Annotated in this window: 21 protein-coding genes; 17 read left to right on the top strand and 4 right to left on the bottom strand. The window is 39.2% G+C overall.

From position 1 onward, the window contains the following. Positions 1–301: 301 nt before the first annotated feature. The 4 genes from B4Z90_RS24485 to B4Z90_RS24470 all read right to left on the bottom strand — a co-directional run bounded on the left by B4Z90_RS24485 (position 302) and on the right by B4Z90_RS24470 (position 3,307). Complete coding sequence (locus B4Z90_RS24485) at positions 302–1,279, bottom strand: DUF5712 family protein (protein WP_286774735.1); 978 nt, start codon at positions 1,277–1,279, stop codon at positions 302–304. Between the two features lie 5 nt (positions 1,280–1,284). Further along, positions 1,285–1,839 carry a BfmA/BtgA family mobilization protein gene (locus tag B4Z90_RS24480; protein WP_286774736.1) on the bottom strand — a complete coding sequence of 185 codons (555 nt, stop codon included), beginning with the start codon at positions 1,837–1,839 and terminating at the stop codon, positions 1,285–1,287. Positions 1,840–2,141: 302 nt separating this feature from the next. Then, positions 2,142–2,420, bottom strand: coding sequence for a helix-turn-helix domain-containing protein (locus B4Z90_RS24475; protein ID WP_286774737.1), 279 nt, complete (start codon positions 2,418–2,420; stop codon positions 2,142–2,144). Positions 2,421–2,551: 131 nt separating this feature from the next. Beyond that, positions 2,552–3,307 carry a hypothetical protein gene (locus B4Z90_RS24470; protein WP_286774738.1) on the bottom strand — a complete coding sequence of 252 codons (756 nt, stop codon included), beginning with the start codon at positions 3,305–3,307 and terminating at the stop codon, positions 2,552–2,554. Positions 3,308–3,428: 121 nt separating this feature from the next. On the opposite strand from B4Z90_RS24470, the gene B4Z90_RS24465 reads away from it, so the two are divergent. From B4Z90_RS24465 to B4Z90_RS24385, 17 genes are all read left to right on the top strand, one after another. After that, a complete protein-coding gene (locus B4Z90_RS24465; protein WP_286774739.1) occupies positions 3,429–4,124 on the top strand; it encodes a hypothetical protein in 696 nt (231 codons plus the stop codon). Positions 4,125–4,717: 593 nt separating this feature from the next. Continuing rightward, positions 4,718–5,323: an RNA polymerase sigma factor gene (locus B4Z90_RS24460; protein WP_286774740.1), complete on the top strand. Its 606-nt coding sequence runs from the start codon at positions 4,718–4,720 to the stop codon at positions 5,321–5,323. Positions 5,324–5,371: 48 nt separating this feature from the next. Further along, entirely contained in the window at positions 5,372–6,562 is a 1,191-nt protein-coding gene (locus B4Z90_RS24455) for a FecR family protein (protein ID WP_286774741.1), read from the top strand. 316 nt (positions 6,563–6,878) lie between these two features. Further along, positions 6,879–10,139: a SusC/RagA family TonB-linked outer membrane protein gene (locus B4Z90_RS24450; protein ID WP_286803576.1), complete on the top strand. Its 3,261-nt coding sequence runs from the start codon at positions 6,879–6,881 to the stop codon at positions 10,137–10,139. A gap of 32 nt (positions 10,140–10,171) precedes the next feature. Beyond that, complete coding sequence (locus B4Z90_RS24445) at positions 10,172–11,974, top strand: RagB/SusD family nutrient uptake outer membrane protein (RefSeq protein WP_286774743.1); 1,803 nt, start codon at positions 10,172–10,174, stop codon at positions 11,972–11,974. Positions 11,975–11,977: 3 nt separating this feature from the next. Next, positions 11,978–12,916, top strand: coding sequence for a DUF6454 family protein (locus tag B4Z90_RS24440; protein WP_286774744.1), 939 nt, complete (start codon positions 11,978–11,980; stop codon positions 12,914–12,916). Positions 12,917–12,976: 60 nt separating this feature from the next. Then, positions 12,977–13,801, top strand: coding sequence for a glycerophosphodiester phosphodiesterase family protein (locus tag B4Z90_RS24435; protein ID WP_286774745.1), 825 nt, complete (start codon positions 12,977–12,979; stop codon positions 13,799–13,801). Positions 13,802–14,200: 399 nt separating this feature from the next. Then, positions 14,201–14,785 (top strand): RNA polymerase sigma factor, encoded by a 585-nt coding sequence (locus B4Z90_RS24430; RefSeq protein ID WP_286774746.1) that lies wholly within the window; start codon positions 14,201–14,203, stop codon positions 14,783–14,785. Positions 14,786–14,835: 50 nt separating this feature from the next. Further along, positions 14,836–16,038, top strand: a complete 1,203-nt coding sequence (locus tag B4Z90_RS24425; protein WP_286774747.1) for a FecR family protein — start codon at positions 14,836–14,838, stop codon at positions 16,036–16,038. A gap of 116 nt (positions 16,039–16,154) precedes the next feature. Further along, positions 16,155–19,691, top strand: a complete 3,537-nt coding sequence (locus B4Z90_RS24420; RefSeq protein WP_286774748.1) for a SusC/RagA family TonB-linked outer membrane protein — start codon at positions 16,155–16,157, stop codon at positions 19,689–19,691. A 13-nt stretch (positions 19,692–19,704) separates the two neighbouring features. Beyond that, complete coding sequence (locus B4Z90_RS24415) at positions 19,705–21,462, top strand: RagB/SusD family nutrient uptake outer membrane protein (protein WP_286774749.1); 1,758 nt, start codon at positions 19,705–19,707, stop codon at positions 21,460–21,462. Further along, a complete protein-coding gene (locus tag B4Z90_RS24410; protein ID WP_286774750.1) occupies positions 21,444–22,343 on the top strand; it encodes a DUF6528 family protein in 900 nt (299 codons plus the stop codon). Before B4Z90_RS24415 ends, B4Z90_RS24410 begins: the two co-directional genes overlap by 19 nt. A gap of 259 nt (positions 22,344–22,602) precedes the next feature. Continuing rightward, positions 22,603–23,463, top strand: coding sequence for a substrate-binding domain-containing protein (locus B4Z90_RS24405; RefSeq protein WP_236590824.1), 861 nt, complete (start codon positions 22,603–22,605; stop codon positions 23,461–23,463). Between the two features lie 6 nt (positions 23,464–23,469). Next, positions 23,470–24,360: a phosphate ABC transporter permease subunit PstC gene (pstC, locus tag B4Z90_RS24400; protein ID WP_286774751.1), complete on the top strand. Its 891-nt coding sequence runs from the start codon at positions 23,470–23,472 to the stop codon at positions 24,358–24,360. Continuing rightward, positions 24,350–25,207, top strand: a complete 858-nt coding sequence (gene pstA, locus B4Z90_RS24395; protein ID WP_286774752.1) for a phosphate ABC transporter permease PstA — start codon at positions 24,350–24,352, stop codon at positions 25,205–25,207. Before pstC ends, pstA begins: the two co-directional genes overlap by 11 nt. Next, positions 25,197–25,943 (top strand): phosphate ABC transporter ATP-binding protein PstB, encoded by a 747-nt coding sequence (gene pstB / locus B4Z90_RS24390; protein WP_286774753.1) that lies wholly within the window; start codon positions 25,197–25,199, stop codon positions 25,941–25,943. The genes pstA and pstB overlap by 11 nt, the downstream gene beginning before the upstream one ends. A gap of 555 nt (positions 25,944–26,498) precedes the next feature. Next, positions 26,499–26,855, top strand: coding sequence for a hypothetical protein (locus B4Z90_RS24385; protein ID WP_286774754.1), 357 nt, complete (start codon positions 26,499–26,501; stop codon positions 26,853–26,855). The last annotated feature ends 20 nt before the right edge of the window (positions 26,856–26,875 follow it).

The following is a 26,875-nucleotide window of genomic DNA, read 5'->3' as shown; positions in this document are numbered from 1 at the left end:
TTTTTGTTTTTTCAAAACCTAAAAACCTTAATAAAGTAAGTGTAATTTAGACAGAGCTGTAATTATATAACTTTGGAAAATCGGCATATATTCTTGCGTTTTCACTGCGTAAGCCACCAAAGGCAAGATGGTACAATTGGGCCAAGGGCGCTTGCGACGGAATTCTGCGCGAGAGGGCGTTTATATACCCTTGCCTTTTTGTACCATCGTGGGTAAATTTGCTAGGGCAGATGACAATGTAGTTTGCCTACCGGATCATTTATTTTAATTTGGATACTGATAGATCAATATCGAAAGCCGATTATCTACGCAGCCCCCTCTTTTTCTTTTTCCGTTTTCTTCTTCTTTCTTCCTCATCGGCAACCGTACCCTGACCTCCAAAATCCTGAACTGGATCCAGAAGAATATCCAGAAGCACGAGGCTGTTTCCGATCAACGAAGCTGCTATCCCTCCCAGCTGTTGAAACATATCACCTGCAAGGTTAGAGTCTATTGTTTTGGTCTGGCCTTTTTCCATCGCAGGGAATCCTCTGTTTTCCAAAAATCTTTCCAGCTTATGAAGTTCTGATTTTTGTGCGATACTCCCATTCTTCATAACATTCGCATACTTCAGTGTCTCTTTTAGTTTGCGGTCAAAGCCGAACATCCTGTCAAAGACAGTTTCGCCGCACTGCTTAAAGGCCATCTGGTCAAACTGTCCGAGCTTTTTGGAATGTTCTACATTCCTGCCCCGGGATCTGTTCTGTGGGCTCAGTTTGATACGGTTTGTGATGTCCTTTCGGCTGACAATTACCTGAATGTGCATCTGTGGGTCTTCTTTGCGCTGGCCAACTTTTTTCGTACCATTCTTGACCTCCCGATCCTTATGGGTATAGTAGCGGTAGTTTTCCAGTTTGGCGAACCATAACAGATCTTTGTTGTTTTCTATTCCCGGCCGTTTAAAATTGTGCGCATATTCATCCATGACCCGTGCCGCATATTCCTTTAATTTTTCTTTTGCTCCATTCGCGCCATAAGTAGCGAGCAGGAAATCGATCTCTTTTCTGCTGGGACTGATATTGAGCAGGAAGAACTTACTGTCCTCCCTGCCCAATTTGGCAATATTGTCATCAATCCCGATGCGCACCTCATGGGGTTTAATATCATTCCGCCCTCCATTGAACCAGTGTTCGGGTCTTTTACTATCGGGCGGACGGTTTTCTTTTTCCAGATAGGCGACAAGATCGCCACAGCTTCCCTTATTATTCCTTGTTTCGGAATCCGTGATATTTATATACATAGCAGCTAAAGTTTATCCAGTGCTTCCCTGACCTGTTTTGCAAGTTCCTCTTTTTTTGCGTTGGATACCGGCCATCCCAGTGTTTCCCGCTGGGCAATATAATGTTCAAGGATCCTCTTGAAACCATCCTTTAATTCCTGCCTCTGGGTAATCCCCAGAAATATCTTTTTAAGGACTTTATCCAGACTTCCGAGATATTCCGTATTTGCTTTCAGAAATTCAGAGGATTTCTGCTGTTCATCGGAAATCAGGTCAATTATACCAGATTGCTGTCTGGAGACAGCACCGAGCTCGTCCAGCATGGAATACAGGGGTACCAATAGATCGGTCTCCTGTTTTCGGATAAAAGAAAGGATACGATTTACTCCACTGGAGAGCTCTTTTTTCAGGACCTCATCATTCAGGTCAACAGGGTCTTTTTTGCTCCTGTAAAAATAATCGACCATCTCCATCACCAATTGCCGCTTGGTCCTACCCAGTTTACGCGAGAGCAGCGCCAGACGACCATCCACTTCCACCGGGAACCGGACAGACCGTGTATTCTCATCTGATCTAGCCATTGCTACTAGAATTATAGTCGATGATGAAACGAAACCTGCTGGCCTTTGTCGGGTGCCAGGAGGGGATGTAATCCACGTAGCCATAAAGGATGAGATCGGAAAGGCATTTGTGATAGGTCGCAATGGACTTTATACGTGAAAAATGCATCAGCTTTTTACGGCTGGAATGAAAGAATTCCCCGGAACTCTCTTTCTGGTGATAATAGAACATTGCCAGGAGCAGTCCGATGTGCGATGGAAGCAACCTGCTGTCTTTTGCAGTTTGCTCTAAATATGAGCAAAAGTAATGATCCTGCATACAGTTATCCATTGCCTTTACCTCCTTCCATCATTTTATTGACATCACTGCTGCGATAGTACATGCTACCTCCGATCTTTTTAAATGGGAGGATTCCAGTGATCCGTAGGTTCTGCAAGGTTCCGGGAGATATATCCAGTTTCTTTCTGACCTCCCTGCTTCGGAGCCATTCCTTATCTCCGAAGCCAGCTGGGGTTTCTCGTTTTAGAACCTGTGTGATCTCTTCAAGTAGTTCTTTCTTGAACTGCTGTAAGTCTTCTTTTGTCAGGATGTCAAATACCATAGTATACCAATTTTGTGAACAATACCGGTTCGGCTGTTGTGCCTCGCCATTGCTACAAAATTGGGTACACGAAAGGCTGTTTGGATGACCATCGGACTCCGCTGGTCATGTTCAACATTCGAACAGGATCGCTATTGTCCCTGTTTTATGGGTATTATCTGGAACAGTTTTTTGTCGTCAGGGATTTTGACGCCTTTCATGGAATCTTTTGGATCTTTCTGTACAAAATAGTTACGCACGGTATTGACCGGTATATGTTTGCCATTGTAGACGAAATATTTTGAGACCATTTTATAAAAAGGGCTTTCGTGGTCGCTGATTAGTAGCTTCCTTCCACTGGGAAGCTTCAGATCTCTCATCTGTTGGAGCAGGTCTATAAAAGTGGGAAGATGATCATCTTGTATCATCGGTTTGACGGATACCTCGTATTTTTCCAGATCGGTCAGTTTGTTTCTCAGAATTTCGAGTTCTGACTGCAATCCCGAGATCTGTTCATCCTTTTCCTTAATCAGCAGATCATTTGGCCTGATGTTCCATTTGTCTCGTGGAGCGAGAAAATCCAAAAATTCATTCAGTTTTCTGATGTTAGAAATATGGAGGGAATGCTTTGAGGAGAAAGGATCCTGTCCCTTAAAATAATCAATCCGATCGGAAACGATATGCCACACATGGGAAAAGAAATCTTTTTCCGAGCGGTTTCCGCCGGAAAGGTAATAATCCAGATGGTACTGATAATAATCTTGAAATACATTCTCTTCCAGATCATAGACCTTCAAAAGAAAATGATTGTCTTCATACCCCATTTTGAGGCCCAAAATGTTTCCTAGTTCAAAAGGGTGCGGATTTAAGTCAAAGGCTTTTCTTGCTTTAAAGTAAGTTGCTGTCATATAACGAATTTAATAAAATCATCACAATGAATATGAATCAATTTTTTGGATATGAATATTATTATTTGAGGTTACTCAACTAATAGTGAACAATGATTAAATTTGGTAAACTTCCAATATTATGCATGATTTAGATAGATTGAAAACTTTGATCGGACTGTACCAGAAGGAGGCTAAGGACCTAAAAAAGTTTATTTCTACCTGCCTTAACGATTGGGATTATATGATGGCAGATTGTTATGCTCAGAGGCTGGGGCAGGTCAATAGGGAGTTACAGATATTGCAGACAATTCTTGATCCCAATTATGGCGATAAACAGATCCTGATTAGACAGATTGCCCATTATAAAAAGAATCGCTCATTGCCGGGCCAAAAAGATTTAAGGGAGCTTTACGGACGGTGGATAAGAGACGCTGAAGAAAAATTGGAGCGGATGAACAACCTTACTGTCCCAGAATCTCCATTTTCAAAGACTTTGGAGGAAATATTGGAAAAACTGACGCAAAAGGAAGTTAGCAAAGTCATACTGATGCTCAATAGTAAACAGGATCTTGGGATCATAATTACCAGAGGGAGAAAGTTAATGCTACGTATTCCTAAAATAAAAACTCTGAGGAGTAAATACGCCATTTGGGATTATCAGATAGGGCTACTACAGCAGATGGGCTTCCAATGGGACTCAAAAGAAACATTGTTGTATCTGGAATTGGATCCTAGCAACTCAATCAAACAGGTGATGGAATACCTGTCAAGGATTGTGTTCAAAGTTTTCACGTTTGAGGAGATGAAAGGAAAAAGCTATATCAGTTATTGCTAAAAGACTGCTTATATTCAGATAGCCAGATGTATATTTATCTATATTGCTAGCATATTAGATATATAGCCTATGGATTTGTTTGCCTAGCGTATACAATCAATCTAAGTATACTGTCCAGTATACTAAAAAGAGACTTAATGCTATCATTAAGCGAAGAGAGTATCCCCGGAGGATACTCTAAACCCCATTTGCAGCGCATTGGGCAAGAAAAGTAGGGCTTTGCCCAACTTCTGCTTGCTCTATTGTATCGTCCTATTATAGGACATCACCACACATGTAACAGAAAGATTTCCTATAAAATATCTCCAAGTGTTCCTCCTCTAATCGCTAAGGTCAATTCCTCAGTAATATCGAATTTCGTCTCAAGCGTTGCAATTATACCAGAAATGGCAGATTTTGTTGTTCCAGTCACACTAACTATATAAGCCCTTTATATATGCAAGCTAAAATGACAAGCCTCTCCGGATTATTCGGTTGGTCTACTCTGGTTTTTCGAATAGAAATACACTACTGTAAAACTACAGGTGGATGAGATATTATCCTTAATATAAATTTAATAAACTGTGATATGATTCTTTGATTAGTTTTGTGGTATGAAACAGATGTCTGACCAAGAATTACTCTTCCTACTTCAGAAAGATGACCAGAGTGCTTTTTCGTGTCTGATGGATAGATATACGGAGATATTGGTTCGACATGTTTCAAGGAGGTTGAACTCTGTCACAGATGCTGCGGAAATTGTACAGGATATATTTTTATCCCTATGGAATAAACGCCGAGATATTTATACGGCAGAAGATTCACTTTATCCATATCTTTTTAAAGCGGCGAAATATGAGGTTATAAACCGAATGATAAAAAATAATCGTATGGTTGTTAACGAACAGCTCCTAGCACAAAGCTACAAGATTTCATACACTTCTTCTATCGAAGAAGATATGATAGCAGAGGAATTAAAGCAGATTTTATATCAAGCTGTTGACAAAATGCCAGAAACGATGAAGACAATATTCTATCTGAGTAGGGAAGAGTGTTTAAGTGTAAAAGATATTGCTTTAACGTTGTCTTTATCCGAACAGACAGTGAAGAATAATTTGACTTCGGCCTTAAAACATCTCCGTTTTGTAATTCGTCGAAACCATTATTCTACCTTACTTCTGATAAGTTTTACAATTCATATTAATAATACTATTTCATAATAATTTCTTAACAGTACCTGTGTCACTTTTTATTGGTTATACAGGTGAATGGAAAAGAACAATACACAAAGTCAGGCAAAGGCTTTATTAAGAAAATATCTACATGGGGATTGCACACCTGAGGAAGAAATGAAGGTGTTAAATTGGTATCAATCCTTAGATAAGTTAAGTAATATAGATGTGTCCGATGTTGATTTTCAAATACAAGCAAAAAAAATCAAAAGGGACACCATTGAATCGTTAAGTCGGAAGCGAAATACTCCACTTCAGTTGCTGTTTCAAAGACATCGGTATTTCTTACGAATAGCTGGAATATTTGCTGTCTTTATTATACTAGGAATTATAACCTTTAACTATTATAGGTCATCACATATAAGTCAAACTCATGTAGCTTCAGTTGTTCATCCTGAAGCAAGAGATATATTGCTTCCAGAAGATAGCTTACCTTCGCTCAGGTTGCCAGATGGTCGGATTACCTATCTGGGTGGAAATTTATTGTTAAACGATAAATCGATCGATGTATCGCTCATTAAGGAGGAAAATGGAACTATTCTTTACAAAGTTCAACAAAATTCTAATGAGAAATATCTTTCTAGTTTAACCAGAGAAACTATCATATTTTCTAGCCCTAAAGGATATAAAAGTAAGCTTTTATTAGCTGATGGATCAACCGTATTTCTCAATAGCGGAGCTTCTCTGGAATATCCGATTGTCTTCAAAAAAGAATCTAGGAATGTCAAGTTAATTGGCGAGGCATATTTTGAAATTGCGCATGCTATGGATAGACCTTTCTATGTAGAAACCCAACAGGCCAAGATTAAAGTTCTTGGTACAAAATTTAATGTCAGGGCATATTCAGATGAGGTTACGACAACAACGAGTTTGATTCAGGGAGCGATCCGGTTGATAACTCCAAAGAGTAATGTAATATTAAAACCAGGGGATCAGTATTCAACAAATGAAAATGGCTTTAGTATGTTAAATAAAGGAGTCGATCTGAGTGATGTAACCAGTTGGAAAGATGGATACTTTAGTTTTAATGATGCAAAAATTACAGATATTCTTGAGCAATTAGGACGATGGTATAACATTGAAGAAATCAACATTGTTAAGAATTCAGAAGAGAAAATAACGGGAACGTTTCAACAGAGTAACTCTTTACGCGACGTATTAGATCGGCTAGAAGAAGTAAGTGATATAAAGTTTGAAATTAAAGGAAGGAGGCTTATGGTCTTATAGAATAACGGTGTAATATCATTAACGAGCAGACCAATAAAAAGAGCCAAGAACAGGGGCAATCGTTCTTGGCAAAAAAGTGTTGGTCTTAACAAATAATTCATTGATTCGGAATTTTTATTATAGCAACAAACAAATGTATAAAAAAAATAATAAACCATATTACCCGAAATGGGGATATATAATTCGCCTGTGTGTACTTATGAAATTGGCTTTTCTTTTGATTTTGTTATCAACATTTAATGTTCTAGCAAATGTTTCAGCACAATCTCTATCGCTTCATGTTAACGGAGGGAACCTTCGAGCGGTAATGCTTGAAGTGAAAAAGAAGACAGGATATGATTTTCTATATAATAGCAAGGCTTTAAAAAACTCCAAGCCTGTTTATGTGCAATTAAGCAATGTCTCATTGGAGACAGCACTAGACGAAATAGTCAAGGGCCAAAATCTGGCATACAAGATTAAGGGATCAAATGTAATTATTTCTGAAAAAAAGAACTCGAACTTTTTTGGGGAAGTTCAAGTGCGCGAGATCTCGGGAATTGTAAAGGATCAAAAAGGTGTCCCAATTGTGGGGGCTAATGTAAGTGAATTTGAAAAACAACATAATCAAGTGAGAACAGATGATGAAGGTAGATTTCGAATTAAGGTTAGTCAAAATAGTACCAGATTGTTAATTAGCAATGTAGGTTATAAGAAAGAAATAGTTTTCCTATCATCAGGTAGTTTTGTAAATATCACACTTAATATCGAAGTAAGTGGGTTAGATGAGGTTGTGGTAATTGGGTATGGAACACAAAGAAAAAGAGATGTTACAGGCTCTGTTCAGAATGTCAAAATAGAAGGCAGTCCGATGGCCGATCTTCCTTTCGCGAATCCTCTACTAGCACTTTCTAGTACTGTACCGGGAATTCAAGTGGCTCCTCAGTCTTTGGCGGGACAAGATCCATTAAGTAGCATGTCAATACGAGGTGAAAATTCGATAGACAAGAACGCAACCGGACTCAATAAACCGCTATTGGTCGTAGACGGTATAATTTTTAATGGATCTATAAATGAAATTAATTTTCAGGATGTAGCAAGTATTGATGTACTGAAAGATGCTAGTGCCGCAGCAATCTATGGATCAAGATCAGCAAATGGTGTAATTTTAATTACAACAAAAAAGGGAAATTCGGAGAAACCGTTAATCTCTTTAAATACATCCTATGCATTTCAGGATTGGTCAAGAAAGCCCGCTATGCAAGATGATGCAGATATAATTTTAAAGAACCGCTGGGATTTTTTGGTCGGTAGGGGAGATATTCCAAAAGATGCTCAATTTGATGCGTTTCGAGTGTTAAATGCAACCGAACAAAAGGCTTATGAACAAGGTATATTTACCAACTGGCTGGACGAAATCACTCAATTTGCTCCAGTACAAAATTATAATGTCAGTGTGTCAGGTAATTCAAAAGTTGTAAATTATTACTTGTCTGCAGGTATATTCGACCAAAAAGGGGTGATTATGAATGATCGCTATAAGAAAAAGACGTTCATGGGTAAAACCGAGGTTACAATTAATCCTTATATTAAGATTGGTACGAAGGTGAATTATTTTGATGCAGACAATTCAGGTTTACGCCCTAAAATGCAAGAAGCTACCTGGATGAGCCCCTTCAGTTTTACTACTAATCCCACTGAGGGTTATGAGAACTGGATTCCTTCACACCCAGCTGGAGCTTCTGGAAGTCCCTTGATAGGTAGTGCGCTGAGGCCCGGACCAGCATACGCAACGAACGAACTTAGAGACCGGACAATTGATGGGACAGGGTGGTTCGAAATCTCCAATCCATGGGTTAAAGGTTTGAAATATACCTTTTCACTTAATGGTACTTCAAATAGAGGAGTCAACAACCAAATGTTTGATCCTCGATTTTGGGTAGATACACGGATTCCGGAGCGAATGGATAATTACAATAAACTTTATTTGGCGAATGTCTCTGGATATGCTCAAACAGCGGATAAAACAACATGGTTATTGAATAGTATTCTTTCTTATACGAATACATTTGGTAGACACCATATTGACGCTCTATTTGGATATACCAGAGATACTTATAAGTATGAACTTTTGAGAGCCAATGGGTCGGGTTTTGAAATGCCTGTCACCTTATTATGGGACGGTTTGCATTTAGCAAAATCACAAACCGTCTCCAAAACGCAAGAGCGTTATCAAAATGTGGGTACTATGGGGCGTGTTTCCTACAATTTTTCTGATCGCTATTTCTTTACAGGTACATGGAGACGAGATGGTTTTTCAGGATTTTCTGAGGGAAATAAATTCGGTACATTTCTCGGTGCTTCAGTTGGATGGAATTTAACCAATGAGTCATTCTTGAAACAAAAAGATTGGCTTCAATTATTGAAACTAAGACTGTCATATGGCGAAACAGGTAATCAAGGTATAAGTCCATATGCTACATTATCAAAGGTTGCTACAAGTTATAATGTGTATGGCGAGAATTCGCAGATAGATATTTATCCTACTTCTATGGGTAATAAAAAACTGACCTGGGCAACGACCGGAGTTCAGAACCTTGGGGTTGATTTTGCGCTGATCAACAACAGGATAAGCGGGTCACTTGATATATACAAATCTAAAACAACGAATCAGCTTCTAACACGTAGCATTCCGATCCTTACGGGCTATTCTACCGTATTGACCAATGCAGGTCGGGTGGATAACAAAGGGATTGAATTCAGCCTTTCTGGAAGGGTTTTAGATGGTGATGGTAAGACAGCTCTACGTTGGGAACCAAGTTTTTTGTTTTCATTGAATCGGAATAAACTAGTTGAATTGTATGGGACTTTTGACAAAAATGGAAACCCTATTGATGATATTGGAGGAGCCCCCGGAGGTGACGCCTATCTTGTAGGGAAATCTATCCATTCAGTCTGGGATTTAAAAATGTTGGGTATTGTACAACAGGATGATTCCGAATATATAGAAAAATATGGAGCAAAACCAGGAGATGTAAAGTTTTTGGATTATAATAACGATGGTAAAATTAATGCGACTGATAGACATTATCTTGGGGATAGAGATCCATTATTTACGATGGATTTAAATAATACATTAACGTACAAAAATTTCTCGCTTTATTTCAGTTTTAAATGGATGGCCGGAAATGATCAACATTTTTTAGGAAAGAATCAGTTTGGAACAATGTTGTCAACGAGCGTAAGTTCAAATGCACATCTTAGGGATGTAACTCCATATACCATTGAACAGCCAAATAATGAATTTCCTCGTGTTAACTGGTCGAATAGTTACTCCTATCAATTTTGGCGGGATCGAAGTTTTCTCAAATTAAAAGATATTGGTCTTTCATATAATGTGGATCCCCAATCGTTATCCAGAATAAAGCTCCAGCGTATGAGAGTTTATGTAAGTGCCAACAATGTATTCACAGCAACGAGATGGAACGGGCTTGATCCGGAAGATGGTGGCATTATTGCGGCCCAACCGGGGAGTAACTACAATTGGAGTTTTCCGGTGCTGAGGACGTTCTCTTTTGGAGCAGCTGTTTCATTTTAATTGATCAATTCATATAAAACGTTATTAGGATTATGACAACAATATTTAAAGTAGGGACAAAATCGTTAGTAAGAAATTTATTATCACTTTCTATTCTTTTAGGGAGCTTTGCCGTATCGTCCTGTAATGACGAAAAATTCTTAGAAGAAAAAGTTTACCAATTAACGACAGGTACAGCGTATGAAACGCCGGATCAGATAAACATGGCAATAGGCTATCTTCACAACCGGATGCAGTATTTGTCCTTTGGAAGAGGACCAGCGTACGATAACCTTTTTACGGGTAGTGGCCTTGATGGATTTGCACGGGTCGGGGATGAGTCATACATAACAAGTGACTGGTCACAAATGACATCTGTGAATGCTTTTACACAACATTGGGCAGATAATTTTAGCCAGATGATCAATTATTCAAATACAATTATTGAAGCTTGTGATAACTCTACTGTTAAATTTACTAGTGATGAGCAAAAGAATACCTTTAGGGCGGAGGCTATATTCTTTCGGGCTTTTGCTCACCGATGCCTTGCGGGAATGTTTGGTGATTGGGCTATTATTACTGAGGTAGCAAAGGAAGCGAAGACAGATTATATTCGTCACCCGAGATTGGAGGTTTGGAAACAATGTAAGGATGATCTTGAATTTGCTGTTAAATATCTTCCTATTAAGACTAGTGAATCTGGAAGGATTGTCCGCGCCGCCGCTGACCATCTATTAGCAGAGATCTATATTAGTTTAGGGGACCATTCTGATCAAAAAGAATACTATGCTGAAGCTATCAAAGCAGCATCACGGATCATTGATGGAACAGATGGTTCTTATCGATTGATGACTGAACGCTTCGGGAGTCGTCAGGCAGAAACTGGAAAAAACGTCTATTGGGATCTGTTCCGGGCTGGCAATTTTAATTATCAAGGAGGTAACTTGGAAGCGATTTGGGTCGTTCAATATGATTATAATAAAGCACTTGCTGGGACGGGGGGAGCTCCTTCGTCGCAAAATAGTAACCGATTGTTACTGGAACAGCAGTTCTTACCTAATTGGTATTACCTCAACAGGATGGAGACCGATGCTCAGGGAAATCGAAACTATATATTTGGTAAAGGTGCAGTTACTTTTCCAAATGGATCTTCCAGTGAAAATGGAAATGATCTTACTGGTTATGCTGAATGGAACACAAGGAATCGGCCAACGAACTATTTTTTCTACGATATCTGGAATCGAAGTGGAAAGGAAGATATTCGGAATGCCGAAGTAAATATCCAACGTCAGATGCGACAAGCAGGTGGTGAATTATGGGCCACTGTGTTTAATGATTTACGGAGACAAGGGAAAGGGAACCTTATTGCGGCAACCGATACGATCCACCACGTTTATCCAAGGGTATGGAAGTTTTCTTCCGACCAGCATATTAATGGAGATCCAAAACTTTATGACGCGGATATTTATCTTTTTAGACTGCCCGAGACCTACTTTTTGCGGGCAGAAGCTTATCTGAAACAGGGCAATACGCAATTGGCTGCGCGAGATTTGAATATCGTCCGGTCACGCTCACAGGCTAGAGCCGTGGAGCCTGCAGAAGTGAATATGGACTATATTTTGGATGAACGTATGCGTGAGTTATTCGGTGAAGAATTTAGGTTGGTTACTTTAAGTCGATTGTCAAGTAAAGAAAATCCGGTATTGGTAAATCGCGTGAAGAAATATGGTTGGAAATTTCCCAATCTTAGTGCCGGTCGACCTAATATTCAAGATTTCCAATGGATTTATCCGGTCCCTGAAACGATTATTAGTGCCAATACTGGTGCCGTATACACTCAAAACGAAGGTTACTAAATAATGAAAAATATTTGCTTAGGTCTGATTGTCACGGTCATAAATCTATTGTCTGTCATTTCCTCTTATGGACAGCTATTTCAAAAGAGGGATATTGAGAGTTTGATGCGTGTAAAATCAACAACGGCCATGGTATTGAAAGATTCTATTCCCTTATTATTTGACACTTATCATACGCAGGGACTTACAAAAATAGGCGATTATTTTTTTTTGACGGGGGTGGATGTTCATCGTTGGCCAAAAGCCTATAAAAAGTTAATGGGTAAATTTGATCGTGATGTTGGCGTTGGAAATGGATATATTATGAAGTTTAACCTGAAAGGGGAATTGATTTCTAAAGTCAGTCTTGGTCATGGGAGCATGTATCATCCAGGGGGGATAGATTTTGACGGTGAAAATATCTGGGTTCCGGTATGTGAGTATCGTCCTTTTGGTCGGTCTTTGATCTATAGACTAAACCCGATTACGATGGCTGCACAAGAAGTATTCATAGTCGATGATGCTATTGGTGCGATCATCTATAATCGTGACGAAAATGAACTCATTGGTATGAATTGGGATGCTGTTCAGTTTTATAAGTGGAAAAAGGTATATGGAGAAGATAAATGGGATTTAACGTCAGTGTCTAGAAATGATCAACATTTCATTCATTATCAGGATGGCCAGTATATTGGACAAGGTTTGATGTTATGTTCAGGTTTAAATAGCTTTCAGGCAGTACCAAATACAAAAGATAAGATCATCATCGGAGGACTTCAACTATTGGACGTCAAGACCTATTCGAGTAGATATTCAATACCCATAGAACTCTGGAGTAAAAAGGGGCGGGTAATGACTGGAAATCCTTTTTGTGCAGAAGTGATTGATGGAGAAATCAACTGCTATTTTGTGCCTGATGATAACCATTCTATACTTTACACCTATCGGATAAAGAACTTATAGCAATAAAGGAAGAAACGTGAATTTCGTTTCTTCCTTTCCTTAGGAAAGAAAAATAAAAACATGAAAAATTATATCTTATTATTAATCGTCATATTTTTAATAGGGAATGTCCATGGACAATCTAAAAAAGCGATCGAAGACCATTCTTCAGAAATATTAGTAGTGGCGCACAGAGGGGCACATAATCGATTTCCTGAAAATTCAATATCATCCATAAAAGAAGCAATTGAGCTAGGGGTTGATATGGTTGAAATTGATGTGCGGCATACTAAAGATAATATGATGATACTGATGCATGATGAGACATTAGATCGCACTACAAATGGAAAGGGATTAGTTTCCGAACATACTTGGGAAGAGATAAAAGGTTTACAGCTGAAAAATAATGATGGAACTGTTTCTGCGTATAATATCCCACTGTTGAAGGATATTTTAATGAAATTCAAAGATAGAATTCTATTTGATCTCGATATAAAAACCCCTTACTTTGTTTCAGTAATTGAGTTGGTCGAACTTACCAAATCTTCATCGGCCTGTTTTTTTTTGTTGGATGATGAAGATAAGGCTATGTTTTTAAGACGGCGAAATAATGACTTAAAAATCCTTTTTGCACCGAAAGATGAAACCTCCCTCTTGAAGGTTATGGAGCAAATAAAACCTGAAATAATCCATCTCAATGATAAGATAAATACCAAATTGGTCAATTCTATTGTAAAAAAAGCAGGGAGTAGAACATTCATTAATAGTCTTTGGAACATTGATAGGATAATACTTGAGAATTCAGAGAATTTCCACAAATTATATCAACATGGGGCGAATATGATTCAGACAGATTATCCTGAGATTCTATTAAGGCATCTTCGTATAAATAAACTTCATAAGTAATATAAATTTCCTACAGCAAAAAGCTTTGCGTCAGCATCTAACAATAAAATTAACGGTGGACAGATTTGGAGTAGTAGAGTTTGGAGCTAACAATACTAATACCAAGGACTTGCGGCTAAAACCTCTGTTGAACCAGTGAGCCATTGATCGATTTTTGAAATCTTCTTAAACTTTGGATATTTATTAGCTGGAAGAACACAGAAAGAGCTTGCAACATCCCATCATTGCTTCCAAAAGTGCGGAAACTACTCGTCTCTATTTATAAAGGGGCTCATAATGGGTTTTGGTTTACCACTTTAGAAGATACGAAAGATATAACGATATCGTAACTTTCGTTTAATAAATAGGTAAACTTAAGACCCTTACTTTAGAATTTTAAAAATAGACCATTTTGCTACTATGAAAATTGAAGACATCATATGGACTTCTGATGATTTTGATAGATTTCAGGCGGGTGACTGTGCTATTTTCAAAAAGGTCTATAATCATTATCAAGAGGCAATTTTAAGGAAAGTTCTCCGATTCTGCAATCAGTTTGAAGATGCCGAAGAGATCGTGCAGGAGACATTTATCCGATTGTACCAGCACCGTACTGCAATTGGTGAACCAGCGGCAATATTCCCTTTTCTTTTCACTGTATCCAAACGCCTTTCAGTCACCTTTTTTCGAAAACGGGTAGTAAAAGCGAAATATCTCGAAAGCCTTGGAAAGGATTGGACAGAAATATCTACCAGTTTTCAGGAACAAATGGAAAATCATGATATACAACAGCTTATTATGGATGTACTGGAAGAACTCCCCACGCAGCAAAAATTGATTTTCATCAAAAATAAAATTGAAAATCAATCCTATCAGGAAATTTCAGACCATTATGGTCTCAAAAGAAATACAGTGCGCAATCACATCGCTTTGGCCAGTAAATTTGTTCGTTTTAAGCTCCAGAAACTGCTATTTATATTTTTTTTAATAAAAATGTTATTTTGATTGGTACTATATCTCCGATCGAGCGTGTATTGAATTAGAAGCGCTTAATTATGGAAGATAAAGCTAAATTAAAACGGCTAATAGAACGGTTTAACCAAGGTCATTGCAGTAAAGAGGAATTGGAATTTCTCACTAAACTGTTAGACTCTCCTGCAGGAAAATCTGAACTGGACGCTTACTGGAATGAACCTGAAGATAGCGATCCCCATCTTTTAGCGCGCACATCAAAAAGTCGTTTTGATCAATTTATCAGGGATCAGGGCGATAAAAAAGAAGAAAAAGTACGTGTACTTTGGTCCGGGCCTGTTATTAGAACTGCAGCATCTATCGTTGTTCTCATAACCTTGGCTAGTTTATATTTTTTCATCGCACAGGACAAAAAATCTTCGAACAACAAAACAATAGCCTCAAAAACAATATCGACGCCAATTCAACCCGGTCAGGAAAAAGCTAAAATTTTCTTTGAAGATGGTCATACCATCGATCTTGAATCGCTTCAGGTTGGACAGATTGTCCATGTCGGAAAAATTAGAATCATGAAAGGAAAAGACGGTGCTATATCCTATATCAATGCAAACGCAGCGAAAACTTCCGGCGATCCAATCTACAATAAAATCGTAACACCTCGGGCGGGAGAATATCACCTCATACTGCCTGATGGGACACAGGTCTGGTTAAATGCCATGACGACACTCAGATATCCCATATCTTTTGGTACGAAAGCAAGAACAGTAGAACTTGATGGCGAGGCCTACTTCAAAGTCAGTAAGCAACAGTTGGAAGGAAAACGAATTCCGTTCATTGTCCATACCGGTAATCAGCAGCTTGAGGTACTGGGGACTGAGTTTAATGTCAATAGCTATACAAAACGTATTCAAACCACGTTAGTCGAAGGTAGCATCAGCTTAAAGAGCAAAAAGAATAGCAAGGCTCCGTTATTGCTGAAACCAAATCAGATGGCGCAAATGAATGCCGAGGGTAGTACATTGGACATCAGCGAAGTTGATCCATTTTATATCATCGCCTGGAAGCAAGGACAATTTGCATTTGATAACACACCATTACATGAGGTCATGGAATCAATTGGAAGATGGTACAACGTAGATATTACCTATCAAACGGATCTGAACGGTATTCGTTTTTCAGGAACAGTCTCCCGATTTGAACGCCTGGATAAACTGCTGAAATTTCTGGAGCTTTCGGGTGATGTACATTTCAACGTTAAGGAAAGGAGGGTGATAGTGATGAAGTAGTTTTATTCTCTATCGCTTTACATGAAATCAGGAGCGTTGGTCCCGCCCCTGATCCAATGTCTTGCGACAAACGATTGCAGTTAAACCCATTGTAAAATTTAAACAACCGATTACAAATGTATAAAAAATTTCGGCTCAATCCCCTATTTGATAAGGGATCTGCCTATGCTGTTAAATCAATTTCCATGAAATTGTCACTAGCCTTACCACTTTTATTTGTGGCTTCATTGCAAGCTAGGTCCAATTCGTTTGGACAGAGTATCACCTTAAACAGAAAGAATGTAAAAATTCAGGTGATACTAAAAGAGATCCAGAAACAGAGCGGCTATAGTATCCTCTATAATTCAGCGTTGATTCCCTCAAAAAAAATTGATATCCATATCGCCAACGAAAAAGTAGACTTAGCTCTTTACAAAATACTGGCTGATTTTAATATCGGTTTCAATGTGGTGGATAAAAATATCATTCTTGTTCCACTTAAATCCCAAACATCTACTATTTTATCCCGTAATGAAGACATCCGACAGGAAAAACTGATATCCGGAACTATTGTTGATGATAAGAATATGCCGCTCTCACGAGTATCAGTTACTGAAAAAGCTACCGGTCACCAAACGGTCTCAGATGAAAATGGACATTTTGAGATTAAAGTAAACAACAGCAAAGTAACCCTTCTATTTTCTGCTTTGGGATTTCAACGGAAAGAAATGTATATAGATGGAGAAAAACCTATAAAAGTCCAGCTCATACCAGCATTAACTGCCATAGATGAAGTTGTGGTGGTTGGTTATGGCCAACAGAAAAAAGCGAATCTCACAGGTGCGGTAGATAAGATATCCTCTGATAGACTTGAACGATTTAAAGCGACCAATCTTGGGGAGTCTTTAGCGGGTCAAGTACCTAGTCTCAATATCAATTTCAGTGATGGGAAACCTGGCCGCGGTGCATCATTCAATATTAGAGGAACAACTTCCATCAACGGTGGATCTCCATTGGTATTACTGGATGGGGTTCCCATTTCATCTTTCGAGCTCAATAACATTAGCCCACAAACCATAGATAATATTTCCTTTCTGAAAGACGCCTCTTCGGCGGCCATCTATGGTGCTCGCGCGGCCTATGGCGTCATCCTTGTGACCACAAAGGAAGGTAAGGAAGGTAAAACGGAAGTAAATTACAACAATAACTTCAAGTGGGGGAAAGCCACCAAAATACCAAAAGTATATACGGGTATCGACTATCTCGAAATTCAGGAGAAAGAGTTCAACGGAAATATTGGGCAGACCTATTATACATCACCTCAAGTCCAGTATCCCTATGACGTGGCAAATGATCCTTCATTGCCAAAGTATGATCTGAAAACAATCGGTGGTAAAGCTACTTTATTGCTGGGCGGCCCTGTAATCAATTATTACGATGAGTGGTTTAAAGATTACAGCCCTAGTCAGAACCATAATCTCAGTGTTCGGGGCGGCGGCAACAAATTGAAATTTTACCTTTCCGGGGACTACAATAGACAAGAGGGAAGCTTAAAATTTAAGCCGGACCAGATCAATCGGTATAACCTACGGAACAACAATACATTTGCGGTATCGGACAAAGTGAGCATTTTCACAAAATCTTCACTGACGATTCGAAACGATAATGTGCCGAACACTTACTTGTATGGTTTTAGTTCTAACCCTTGGCGCTTTATTGACAATACAAATCCACTGATGCCTGAAACAGTGATGGTGGATGGTAAGGCTGTACCTACTGATATTGGATTTTATCGGCAATTTATCGAAAAACAGTCAGACGACCGTCTGAATACCAAAAGTTTTCTGAATTCAATAGGCACTGATGCAAACCTCCTGAACGATGAATTAAAACTGCACGCGGACTTCTCTTATCTTTATTACCAATGGTACAGAAACAGATGGTGGGACAATACAGGTCCTTATTTATCTCATTCATTTAACAATAGAAATGTCGTTCTGGCTTCATATGCCGACGCCGGCCCACCAAAAGTCTATAAAAGTAATACACAGAGTGATCTCTATAATGTCAACGCTTATGCCAATTACCGGAAAGCATTTGGGAAACATAAGATTGATCTTACTTCAGGTATGACTTTCGAATCATACCGTTATCACTATGAAACGGTTGAACATCAAAATCCCATTGTTGGTCTGGATGAACATGCGATCAACCTTGCAACAGGACTATTTCAGGGAAGTGATGATGACGACAAATATGCAAATAGAAGCTTTTTTCTACGGGCGAATTACAATTTTAATGAAAAATATCTCCTAGAGATCAACGGCATGCACAACACAACTTCTAAATTTAGAAAGGAAAACCGCGGTGCATTCTTTGGCTCAATATCCGGAGGCTGGCGTATTTCCGAAGAGGATTTCTTTGCGCCTCTGAAAAATACAATAAACAACCTGAAGTTGCGTGGGTCATTTGGTTCACTGGGCAACCAGAACATCGGCTCATTTGACTACCTCTCTATTATGAGCATGACGAGATCTCCCTATCTACTCGATGGTGAACAATATACCTATACATCAGTACCTGCGCCAAAGTCGGAGAATTTTACCTGGGAGACGAGTAAAAGTGTAGACGTAGGTTTAGATGCCAATTTCTTTAACAATAAGCTAGAGCTTGTTGCGGACTGGTATCAACGCAATACCAATAATATGCTTGCCCCTTATCATTCGCTTCCATCGGTATTCGGAGCTACGGTCCCAAAAGAAAATATTGCTTCCCTACGCAATCGGGGCTGGGAATTAAGTCTGGCCTGGAACGATAGAATCGGATCGGTAAATCCTTTCGAATATGGTATACGGTTTAACATCTCAGATTACAGGGCTTTTATCACAGACTATTATAATCCGACAAATTACTTAGGAGACCTTTATATTGGCAAGGAAATGGGAGAAATATGGGGATTGAACACACTTGGATTCTTTCAGAGCGATGAGGAAGCAAAAAACTCGGCACTGTTAAAGACAAGCAGCTACAAACAATTTGCGTCCAAAGGAACCATCAAATTTGAAGACAGTAACCAAGATGGTGAAATCAGCAAAGGTTCCTGGACGCTGAATGACTCTGGTGATTATCGAATAATCGGTAATTCAACACCCCGGTATCAATATGGAATCAACCTTAATATGCGATACCAAGGTTTTGATATGGCAGCATTTTTCAAGGGCATTGGAAAAAGAGACATTTATCCCAGTGCAGAAACAGCAAATTTCTGGAGTTCCTATAACCGTAAATACCAGGTGCTACTGGAGCATGTCGTCAAAGACCGATGGACAGAAGATAATCCCAATGCATATTTTCCAAAACCACAGGGTTACATCGCACTGGGAGAAAATGACCTGGGTGTAGCACAGACCCGCTATCTCCAAAATGCCTCTTTCTTAAGATTGAGTAATCTGATCATCGGTTATACTTTCCCCAAGAAAACCTTCAACAATAAAATAAACAATCTACGTGTCTATCTAGCCGCAACCAATCTAATGGAATGGACTAAGCTCCACAATACTTTGGATCCTGAAGGTCTGGATAAAGATCCTGATGCAAATGCAGCCAGTGTAGGGATGGGTACTGCCTATCCTATTCAGCGAACATTCTCCTTTGGTCTTGAACTCGGCTTTTAATTCGTAAATAACCATGAAAAAGATTACCCACTATTCGATATACGCAACACTACTTTTGGTCACTATGGCCTGTAGTAAACAATTTGACCTTCGTCCTGATACACAGGTTGCCGAGTCCCTTTCATTATACAAAACAGATGCTGGGCTGGCAACATTCGCCAATGGCTTTTACAATAACCTTGATCCCAATGTCATCAAAGATGATAAGTATAGCGACAACATGGAACATATCACTACTCCTCCTGCCATGCGGTCATCTAATTATACAGTGCCAACCGCACTGGGAAGTGGTGGATGGAGCTGGTCACAATTGAGAAACATCAATTATTTTATCCAGAACGTCAATACTTACACAGAGGATCAGGAACTGAAAAGAAAGTATCTAGCTATCGCACGCCTATTTAGAGCGCAGTTTTATTTTCAAAAAGTCAAAACCTTTGGCGATGTTCCCTGGTATTCGACCCCTCTAAAAACAAGCGACACAGAGGAACTATATAAAGGCAGAGATTCAAGACAAGTCGTCATGGACAGTGTCTTAAGCGACCTCAATTTTGCAATTGAATACTTGCCGAAAGAAAAAAGTAAAAATAGAATGACAAAATGGACTGCCCTTGCTTTAAAATCAAGGATAGCTCTGTTTGAAGGTACCTACCGGAAATATCACACGGATACAAAATTGCCTAACGCAAATGTTTGGCTAGAAGAATCTATTAAAGCCTCAAAAATACTAATAGAAAGTAAATTATACAGTCTATATTCGTCGGGGGCAGTAGATAAAGATTATGCAGCACTCTTTCAAGCGGCCGCAGCCAATACCACTGAAGTTATCCTAGCCCGTTCATCGACGCAGAATTTTATCTACTATACCCCTGAGTTCACCTCCACCTCGAATGGAAACTTTGGGGCGACCTTCTCACTGATAGCTGATTATGCAAAAATTGATGGCAGTTCTTATTTTCAAAGCAACAATGGGGAAATATTCAAGAAGACCTATGCTGAAGAATTTCAGGATAGGGACCTCCGGTTGCGACAAAGTATCGTGTATCCGGGTTATATCCGAATCGGTACAACAACAGTTGCTGTCAATGACTTTGCGGAAAACAGAACAGGCTATCAGGTGACAAAACGTGTAGGTGCACCAATTGAAGATCAAGGAAGTGATAGCAGAGATGTCATTCTGATCCGCTATCCGGAAATTCTTTTAAACTATGCCGAAGCACGTGCCATATTGCAACAACTAACGCAGGAGGACCTCGATGTAACGATCAATGCCTTACGCCGACGGGCAGGAATAGAAAGCAAGTTGTCACTCCCGTTAAAGACTGATCAGAACCAGCTGACACGCTATAAACGAACTCAAGATCCCAATACACTGGAAATATGTCGTGAACGACGCGTTGAATTGGCATTTGAAGGTTTTAGAAGAGACGATCTAATCCGATGGAACGAAGGTCATCTCTTTCGATCAGATTATCAAGGTATTTATATCAAAGGATACAATGAATATATCGATCTTGACAACGATGGTAAATTCGATCTTTATGTCATGCGACCGAGCGACAATCCCCCTGCAAACAGAATTACTGGTGTACAATATTTTAAATTATCAAATATAAATGGCCTAAGTGATGTTAATTCAGGGCGTATCATGCCTTATAATCTCGCGCGCAAGCCATTTGAGCAATGGGAATATTTAAATCCTATCCCATTGGAAGAATTGACCTTAAATACGAATTTAAAACAGAATGAAGGATGGAACTTAGTAAAATAATTCACGCTTTGGTGTTATGGCTCATTATAACACTACCTTATGCCGTCAAGGGCCAACAATTAACTCAGATCCCGGAGGGACACTGGGTCGCTTGTGGAGATGATAAAGTGCTTATCATTAACCCTGCAATTAGCTCCGATAGCACAGCCGTGATCTGGAAATGGCAATTCAAGGAAAGTGCCAATCAGATACCGAAGGAATATGCTAACTATTTTAAATCAATAGATGAATGCAAGCCAGTTTTTGCGAACAAGAAAATTTTAATTACCTCATCGACTGGAGCAACTTGCTTACTAAATATTGCTGATAAAAAAATTGAGTTCTATGCGAGGACACCTATGGCTCACTCAGCGGATCTACTGCCCGGGAATTTGGTGGCTGTGGCAAATTCCACCCACCCAAAGGGAAATTCGCTGGAACTCTATCGCCTGAACCGTATGGAGGAGCCCATTTACAAGGACTCCCTTTATTCAGGACATGGTGTGGTATGGAATAACAAATTGCAACAATTATTTGTGTTGGGTTATGACGACCTGCGAACGTATGAGTTAACCAGTTCCAACAATTTGGCCCCCGTCAATAAGATAAAAATCCCAGGAAAAGGTGGACATGATCTCTCATTGGTTGATGACGATCGTCTACTGATTTCCTTTACAGATGGTGTAGTTATTTTTTCTGTAAAGGATCAGAAATTTGATCCCTTCTCGCCCTTAGCAGATCTACATCATATAAAATCAGTAAATTGGAATCCGAAGACAAACCGTCTGATATATACCAAAGCAGAAGAAAGTTGGTGGACATTTAATATTTATTCAACCAATCCTGATCAGAAAGTATATATACCGACATTAAAACTCTATAAAGTCCGTGTTTGCAATTGAATATAACGGATAAGCGGGACGGTTTATATGTTAATAAAGATATAAATCGTCTCGTTTTTAATATTGTTTTAAAGTCGAAAACAAACCTGTTGTATCAAAAACAGATATATTGAGTTGATCAATATAATGTTTGGTTTGAGATTAATAGTAAAAAAAATCTTTTTTTTTTAAAAATAGTAAGCAAAATACTATCTTATATTCATAAAAAGATAATATTTTGTAAACATAGGATCATTTTTATTTTTTTATTTTGGTGATAATGAGTAATATGATTTTATATCGCCTTGTTTTTATAATCCTATTTGGTCTTAATATCATTTTTCTGTCTTGCGATAATACCGACCACACCATCAAAATGAAAGGTTCAGATACGGAGGTCAATCTCGCCGTTAATTTAGCCGAAGCATATAACCAAACGGACCCTACATTCAGTATGGCCATTTCAGGCGGAGGCTCGGGACTCGGTATTACTTCGCTATTAAATGGACAAGCAGATATCGCCAACTCATCACGTCCCCTGACAGAAGAAGAACTGGCGCTCTTCAAAAAGAACAATATGCCTTTAAAGACTGTTGTTTTTGCCGAAGATGCCACTGCATTTGTCGTTCACAGCGATAACCCAATCACGGAGCTGGACGTGAATACACTGTCAAAAATCATGAGTGGTGAAGTCGAAAACTGGGAATCAGTAAGCGGACAGCATGTTCCAATAAACATATACGGCAGGCAGAGCAGCTCCGGCACTTACTCATTTATTCGCAAAAAGCTAAAAATAGCCTATAGTCAAAAGGCGAAGGAAATGACCGGAAACGCACAAATTCTGGAAGCCATCAAAATTGACAAGTCTGGTATCGGTTATGTCGGGGCTGGTTATATTTCGAAGAAGATTCAAGACAACAATGGAATCAAGGTATTGAAAATCAAAAACAACGTGGATTCCATTGCCATATCCCCATTAGACCCAACAGCTATAAAAAACAGGTTATACTTCTTTCAACGCCCCCTCTATCAGTTTATTCCCGAAAAATCATGGAGCAAAGTGCTTTCATTTATTCAATTTGAGACAAAGGGTGAAGGGACTAAGATCATCGAAAACTCAGGTTATTACCTTATTCACTAAAATAACATGCAGTACAAACAACGAATAACTATCGATAAGATCGCCAAAATCGTATTCAAGTCCACAGGATATTTGGTACTTGCGCTTCTGGGCGGTATTTTCTTTATGTTGCTATACAATGCTATTGCTTTCTTTCTGGAGGTTTCACCGCTGGATTTTATCACAGGAAGCCAATGGGACCCCACAGCGACAGAACCCGCTTACGGTATTCTACCTTTAATTGTGAGTACGTCGATTGTCTCTTTGGGTGCCATGTTGATTGCCATTCCACTTGGTGTGGGGACCGCTGCTTTTATTTCTGAATATGCAAGTCCCAAGCTCAAGGCAATTTTAAAACCAACGATAGAAATGTTAGCAGCCATCCCTTCGGTCGTGATCGGTTTTTTGGGCATTGTACTCGTCGGTCCTGGCATAGCGGACCTAAACAATCTGCCCAACGGACTCAATGCTTTAAATGGGGCAATATTACTTGCGGTCATGGCTCTTCCAACCATCATCACCATCTCTGAAGATGCCATACACGCTGTACCGCAAACCTACCGTGAAGCAAGTTATGGCCTTGGAGCATCCCGTTGGCAGACATTACGCAAAATTACGATTCCAGCAGCAGCACCAGGAATTATTGCCGCAATCATGCTCGGACTCGGTAGAGCAATCGGCGAAACAATGACCGTATTGATGGCTACTGGCAATGCAGCAATCTTTCCAAAAGGATTTTTTGATTCGGTTAAAACTATTACCGCAACCATTGCTATTGAAATGGGAGAAGTACCTTATCAGACTACGCATTACTACGCCCTGTTTGCCATAGCGATTGTCTTGTTCTTTATGACATTGGTGGCCAATCTGATTGGTGAATATTTTATCAACCGCTTTAGAAAATACCATGCTGCATAAATTCAAAAAACTGACACCGATCATCGAATGGGGGACATTACTCCTGTCCACAGGGCTTGTCTGCTTTTTTTTATTCGTGATCCTATACGATATCTTTACGAAAGGTTCCCATGTATTATCCTGGGAATTTGTATCCAAACTGCCGATCAACGGCATGACACAAGGTGGTATTCTGACACCCATTATCGGCACGGTATTCCTGACATTGATTACAGCACTATTCTCTATTCCCTTTGGAATCTGTTGTGCCATTTACCTCAACGAATATGCCGAAAACACCTGGTTGACCCGAACCATCCGTGCATCCATCCGTAATTTATCCGGCGTGCCCTCTATCATCTACGGCCTGTTTGGGTTAGCATTATTTGTGCAGACCCTAAATTTTGGCACATCAATTTTATCTGCCGGACTCACCTTGGGCCTGCTCTCTCTGCCTTATATTATTACAACAACCGAAGAGGCTCTGCTGCGTATCCCAAGGAGTATGCGGGAGGCAGCATTGGCAGTAGGCGCCACTAAATTTGAGTCGATCAAAGATGTCGTACTTCCTGCGTCTTTGCCCGGAATACTTACAGGCATCGTTCTGACACTTTCCAGGGCTGCCGGAGAAACAGCTCCAATACTATTCACAGGTGCAGCATTTTATATCACCAATTCCTTTGGCAATCTCAATCAAGAATTTATGGCACTGCCCTATCATCTGTACATGCTGTCTACGCAGCATCAATCCATCGAAGAGGTCAGACCAATTGCCTATGGAACAGCATTGGTACTGATCATTGTGGTCTTCCTCATGAATTTAACAGCTTTCTATATTCGGTATAAGTTTAGAAATAATGAAAAGTAAATTGGTTGCTGAGCATCTCAACCTATGGTTCGGGAGCAAACAGGTGTTGAAGAATATCAATATCGAATTCGAAGAAAATAAGGTTACAGCCCTGATCGGACCATCAGGTTGTGGCAAGAGTACCCTTTTGCGGAGCTTTAACCGTATGCACGATCTCTATCCAGAGGCTAAAATCGAAGGACATATCAAGCTTGACGGTCACGAAATCTATCAAAAAGACGTTGAGGTAACTGATCTACGCAAACGCGTTGGCATGGTCTTCCAAAAAGCCAATCCTTTCCCAAAAAGTATCTACGATAATATCAGTTATGGTCTCAAAATCAACAACCTGATTGCTGACAAAGCAACTGTACAAAAAGCGTTGGAAGAAGCCTATATCTGGGAGGAGGTAAAAGATGATCTGAAGAAACCCGCCACACGGCTTTCTGGAGGGCAGCAACAACGGCTCTGCATCGCCAGAGCGGTAGCCTTACGTCCCGAAATTATTTTGATGGACGAACCTTGCTCGGCATTGGATCCCGTGAGTACCCTGAAGATAGAGGAACTTATTCACCATCTGAAAAAAAAATATACCATTGTTATCGTCACACACAATATGCAGCAAGCACAACGTGTCGCCGACAAAACGGTCTTTATGTATCTCGGAGAGATTATTGAACAAGGAGATACGCATCAGATTTTCAACAATCCGCAACACGAAACCACTCGTAATTATATCAGCGGGCATTTTGGTTAGTTTAATCCGGCGATCTAAACTTATTATTAGAGATTTTGAAACCATTGGCCATCCCGATTGGAAAATCGATGACCATTCAATTCGGATAATTTTGACTAATTGAATATTACGCTGAGAAGTCAAAAATTCAATTTTCTTAGTTTTTATGCTTTCATTCAAAATGGTCAATTCCCCCAGGAATCACATAGTCTCAATGATCGTAATCTCCAGATAAGATTTTGAATCTAGATCAGATTGAAAAAAATGCGCATGAGAAAAGGTATATAATAGGATATGCTAATGATAGACTCAAAAAAATCATTGAATATTCACATTTATCATTATCTCAATCAATCATAAATGTCTTTTGACCAAAATTGACGTTTTACTAACTGTTTTTGATAAATCTTCGATTAAAAAATAGAATTTAAAATCTAGATTGAATTGATTTTTTTGTAGTTTAATTTATTTGTTTTCAGTGGTTTATATTTTTTTTATTCTTGATTTTTTGATTTTAAAATCCATATGATATACCCGGAAATATCTCTTTAGTTAGCTTTGGAAAGCTAAAATTTTATGAAAAAGTTTATGAAAAAGTTATCGAATCATTTAGTAAATGGATGCAAAGCTCTTGAGCCAAATCGCTCACAAGCCAAGCTTAATTTTTTTAAGTATGCAGCTAAAACTGATCCTCCTTTTTACATTAACCATGTATTCGAAAATGTGCCTTTAAATCCATTTATTTATGATAATGTAAGCTGTTATTCTTACGGTTATGATATTAATAGCGATTATGGAGGTGGCTTGTGCACTCATCTTTTACCTATTTTCCGTTGGTTTTATAAGGGTAAAGTACTTGAAAGTAATTCTACGATAGCAGGAAATATAGGCAGAACTGTCGAACAACAAGGTCCCGTTTTTAAAACGAAATAACACTATCAATATAATTAAAT

This window comes from Sphingobacterium sp. UBA5639 (assembly GCF_002421245.1).
Lineage (GTDB): Bacteria > Bacteroidota > Bacteroidia > Sphingobacteriales > Sphingobacteriaceae > Sphingobacterium > Sphingobacterium multivorum.
The sequence above is the reverse complement of the archived record's forward strand: the minus strand, read 5'-3'. Positions and strand labels throughout refer to the sequence as shown.

Bases quoted from the DNA above. Each gene is read 5' to 3' on its own strand.
- B4Z90_RS24475 (WP_286774737.1), bottom strand. From the start codon at position 2,420: ATGGTATTTGACATCCTGACAAAAGAAGACTTACAGCAGTTCAAGAAA.
- B4Z90_RS24470 (WP_286774738.1), bottom strand. From the start codon at position 3,307: ATGACAGCAACTTACTTTAAAGCAAGAAAAGCCTTTGACTTAAATCCG.
- B4Z90_RS24410 (WP_286774750.1), top strand. From the start codon at position 21,444: ATGGAACTTAGTAAAATAATTCACGCTTTGGTGTTATGGCTCATTATA.
- B4Z90_RS24420 (WP_286774748.1), top strand. From the start codon at position 16,155: ATGTATAAAAAATTTCGGCTCAATCCCCTATTTGATAAGGGATCTGCC.
- pstC (WP_286774751.1), top strand. From the start codon at position 23,470: ATGCAGTACAAACAACGAATAACTATCGATAAGATCGCCAAAATCGTA.
- B4Z90_RS24405 (WP_236590824.1), top strand. From the start codon at position 22,603: ATGAGTAATATGATTTTATATCGCCTTGTTTTTATAATCCTATTTGGT.
- B4Z90_RS24440 (WP_286774744.1), top strand. From the start codon at position 11,978: ATGAAAAATATTTGCTTAGGTCTGATTGTCACGGTCATAAATCTATTG.
- B4Z90_RS24425 (WP_286774747.1), top strand. From the start codon at position 14,836: ATGGAAGATAAAGCTAAATTAAAACGGCTAATAGAACGGTTTAACCAA.
- B4Z90_RS24460 (WP_286774740.1), top strand. From the start codon at position 4,718: ATGAAACAGATGTCTGACCAAGAATTACTCTTCCTACTTCAGAAAGAT.
- B4Z90_RS24465 (WP_286774739.1), top strand. From the start codon at position 3,429: ATGCATGATTTAGATAGATTGAAAACTTTGATCGGACTGTACCAGAAG.
- B4Z90_RS24455 (WP_286774741.1), top strand. From the start codon at position 5,372: ATGGAAAAGAACAATACACAAAGTCAGGCAAAGGCTTTATTAAGAAAA.
- B4Z90_RS24485 (WP_286774735.1), bottom strand. From the start codon at position 1,279: ATGTATATAAATATCACGGATTCCGAAACAAGGAATAATAAGGGAAGC.
- B4Z90_RS24435 (WP_286774745.1), top strand. From the start codon at position 12,977: ATGAAAAATTATATCTTATTATTAATCGTCATATTTTTAATAGGGAAT.
- B4Z90_RS24445 (WP_286774743.1), top strand. From the start codon at position 10,172: ATGACAACAATATTTAAAGTAGGGACAAAATCGTTAGTAAGAAATTTA.
- B4Z90_RS24480 (WP_286774736.1), bottom strand. From the start codon at position 1,839: ATGGCTAGATCAGATGAGAATACACGGTCTGTCCGGTTCCCGGTGGAA.
- pstA (WP_286774752.1), top strand. From the start codon at position 24,350: ATGCTGCATAAATTCAAAAAACTGACACCGATCATCGAATGGGGGACA.
- B4Z90_RS24385 (WP_286774754.1), top strand. From the start codon at position 26,499: ATGAAAAAGTTTATGAAAAAGTTATCGAATCATTTAGTAAATGGATGC.
- pstB (WP_286774753.1), top strand. From the start codon at position 25,197: ATGAAAAGTAAATTGGTTGCTGAGCATCTCAACCTATGGTTCGGGAGC.
- B4Z90_RS24415 (WP_286774749.1), top strand. From the start codon at position 19,705: ATGAAAAAGATTACCCACTATTCGATATACGCAACACTACTTTTGGTC.
- B4Z90_RS24430 (WP_286774746.1), top strand. From the start codon at position 14,201: ATGAAAATTGAAGACATCATATGGACTTCTGATGATTTTGATAGATTT.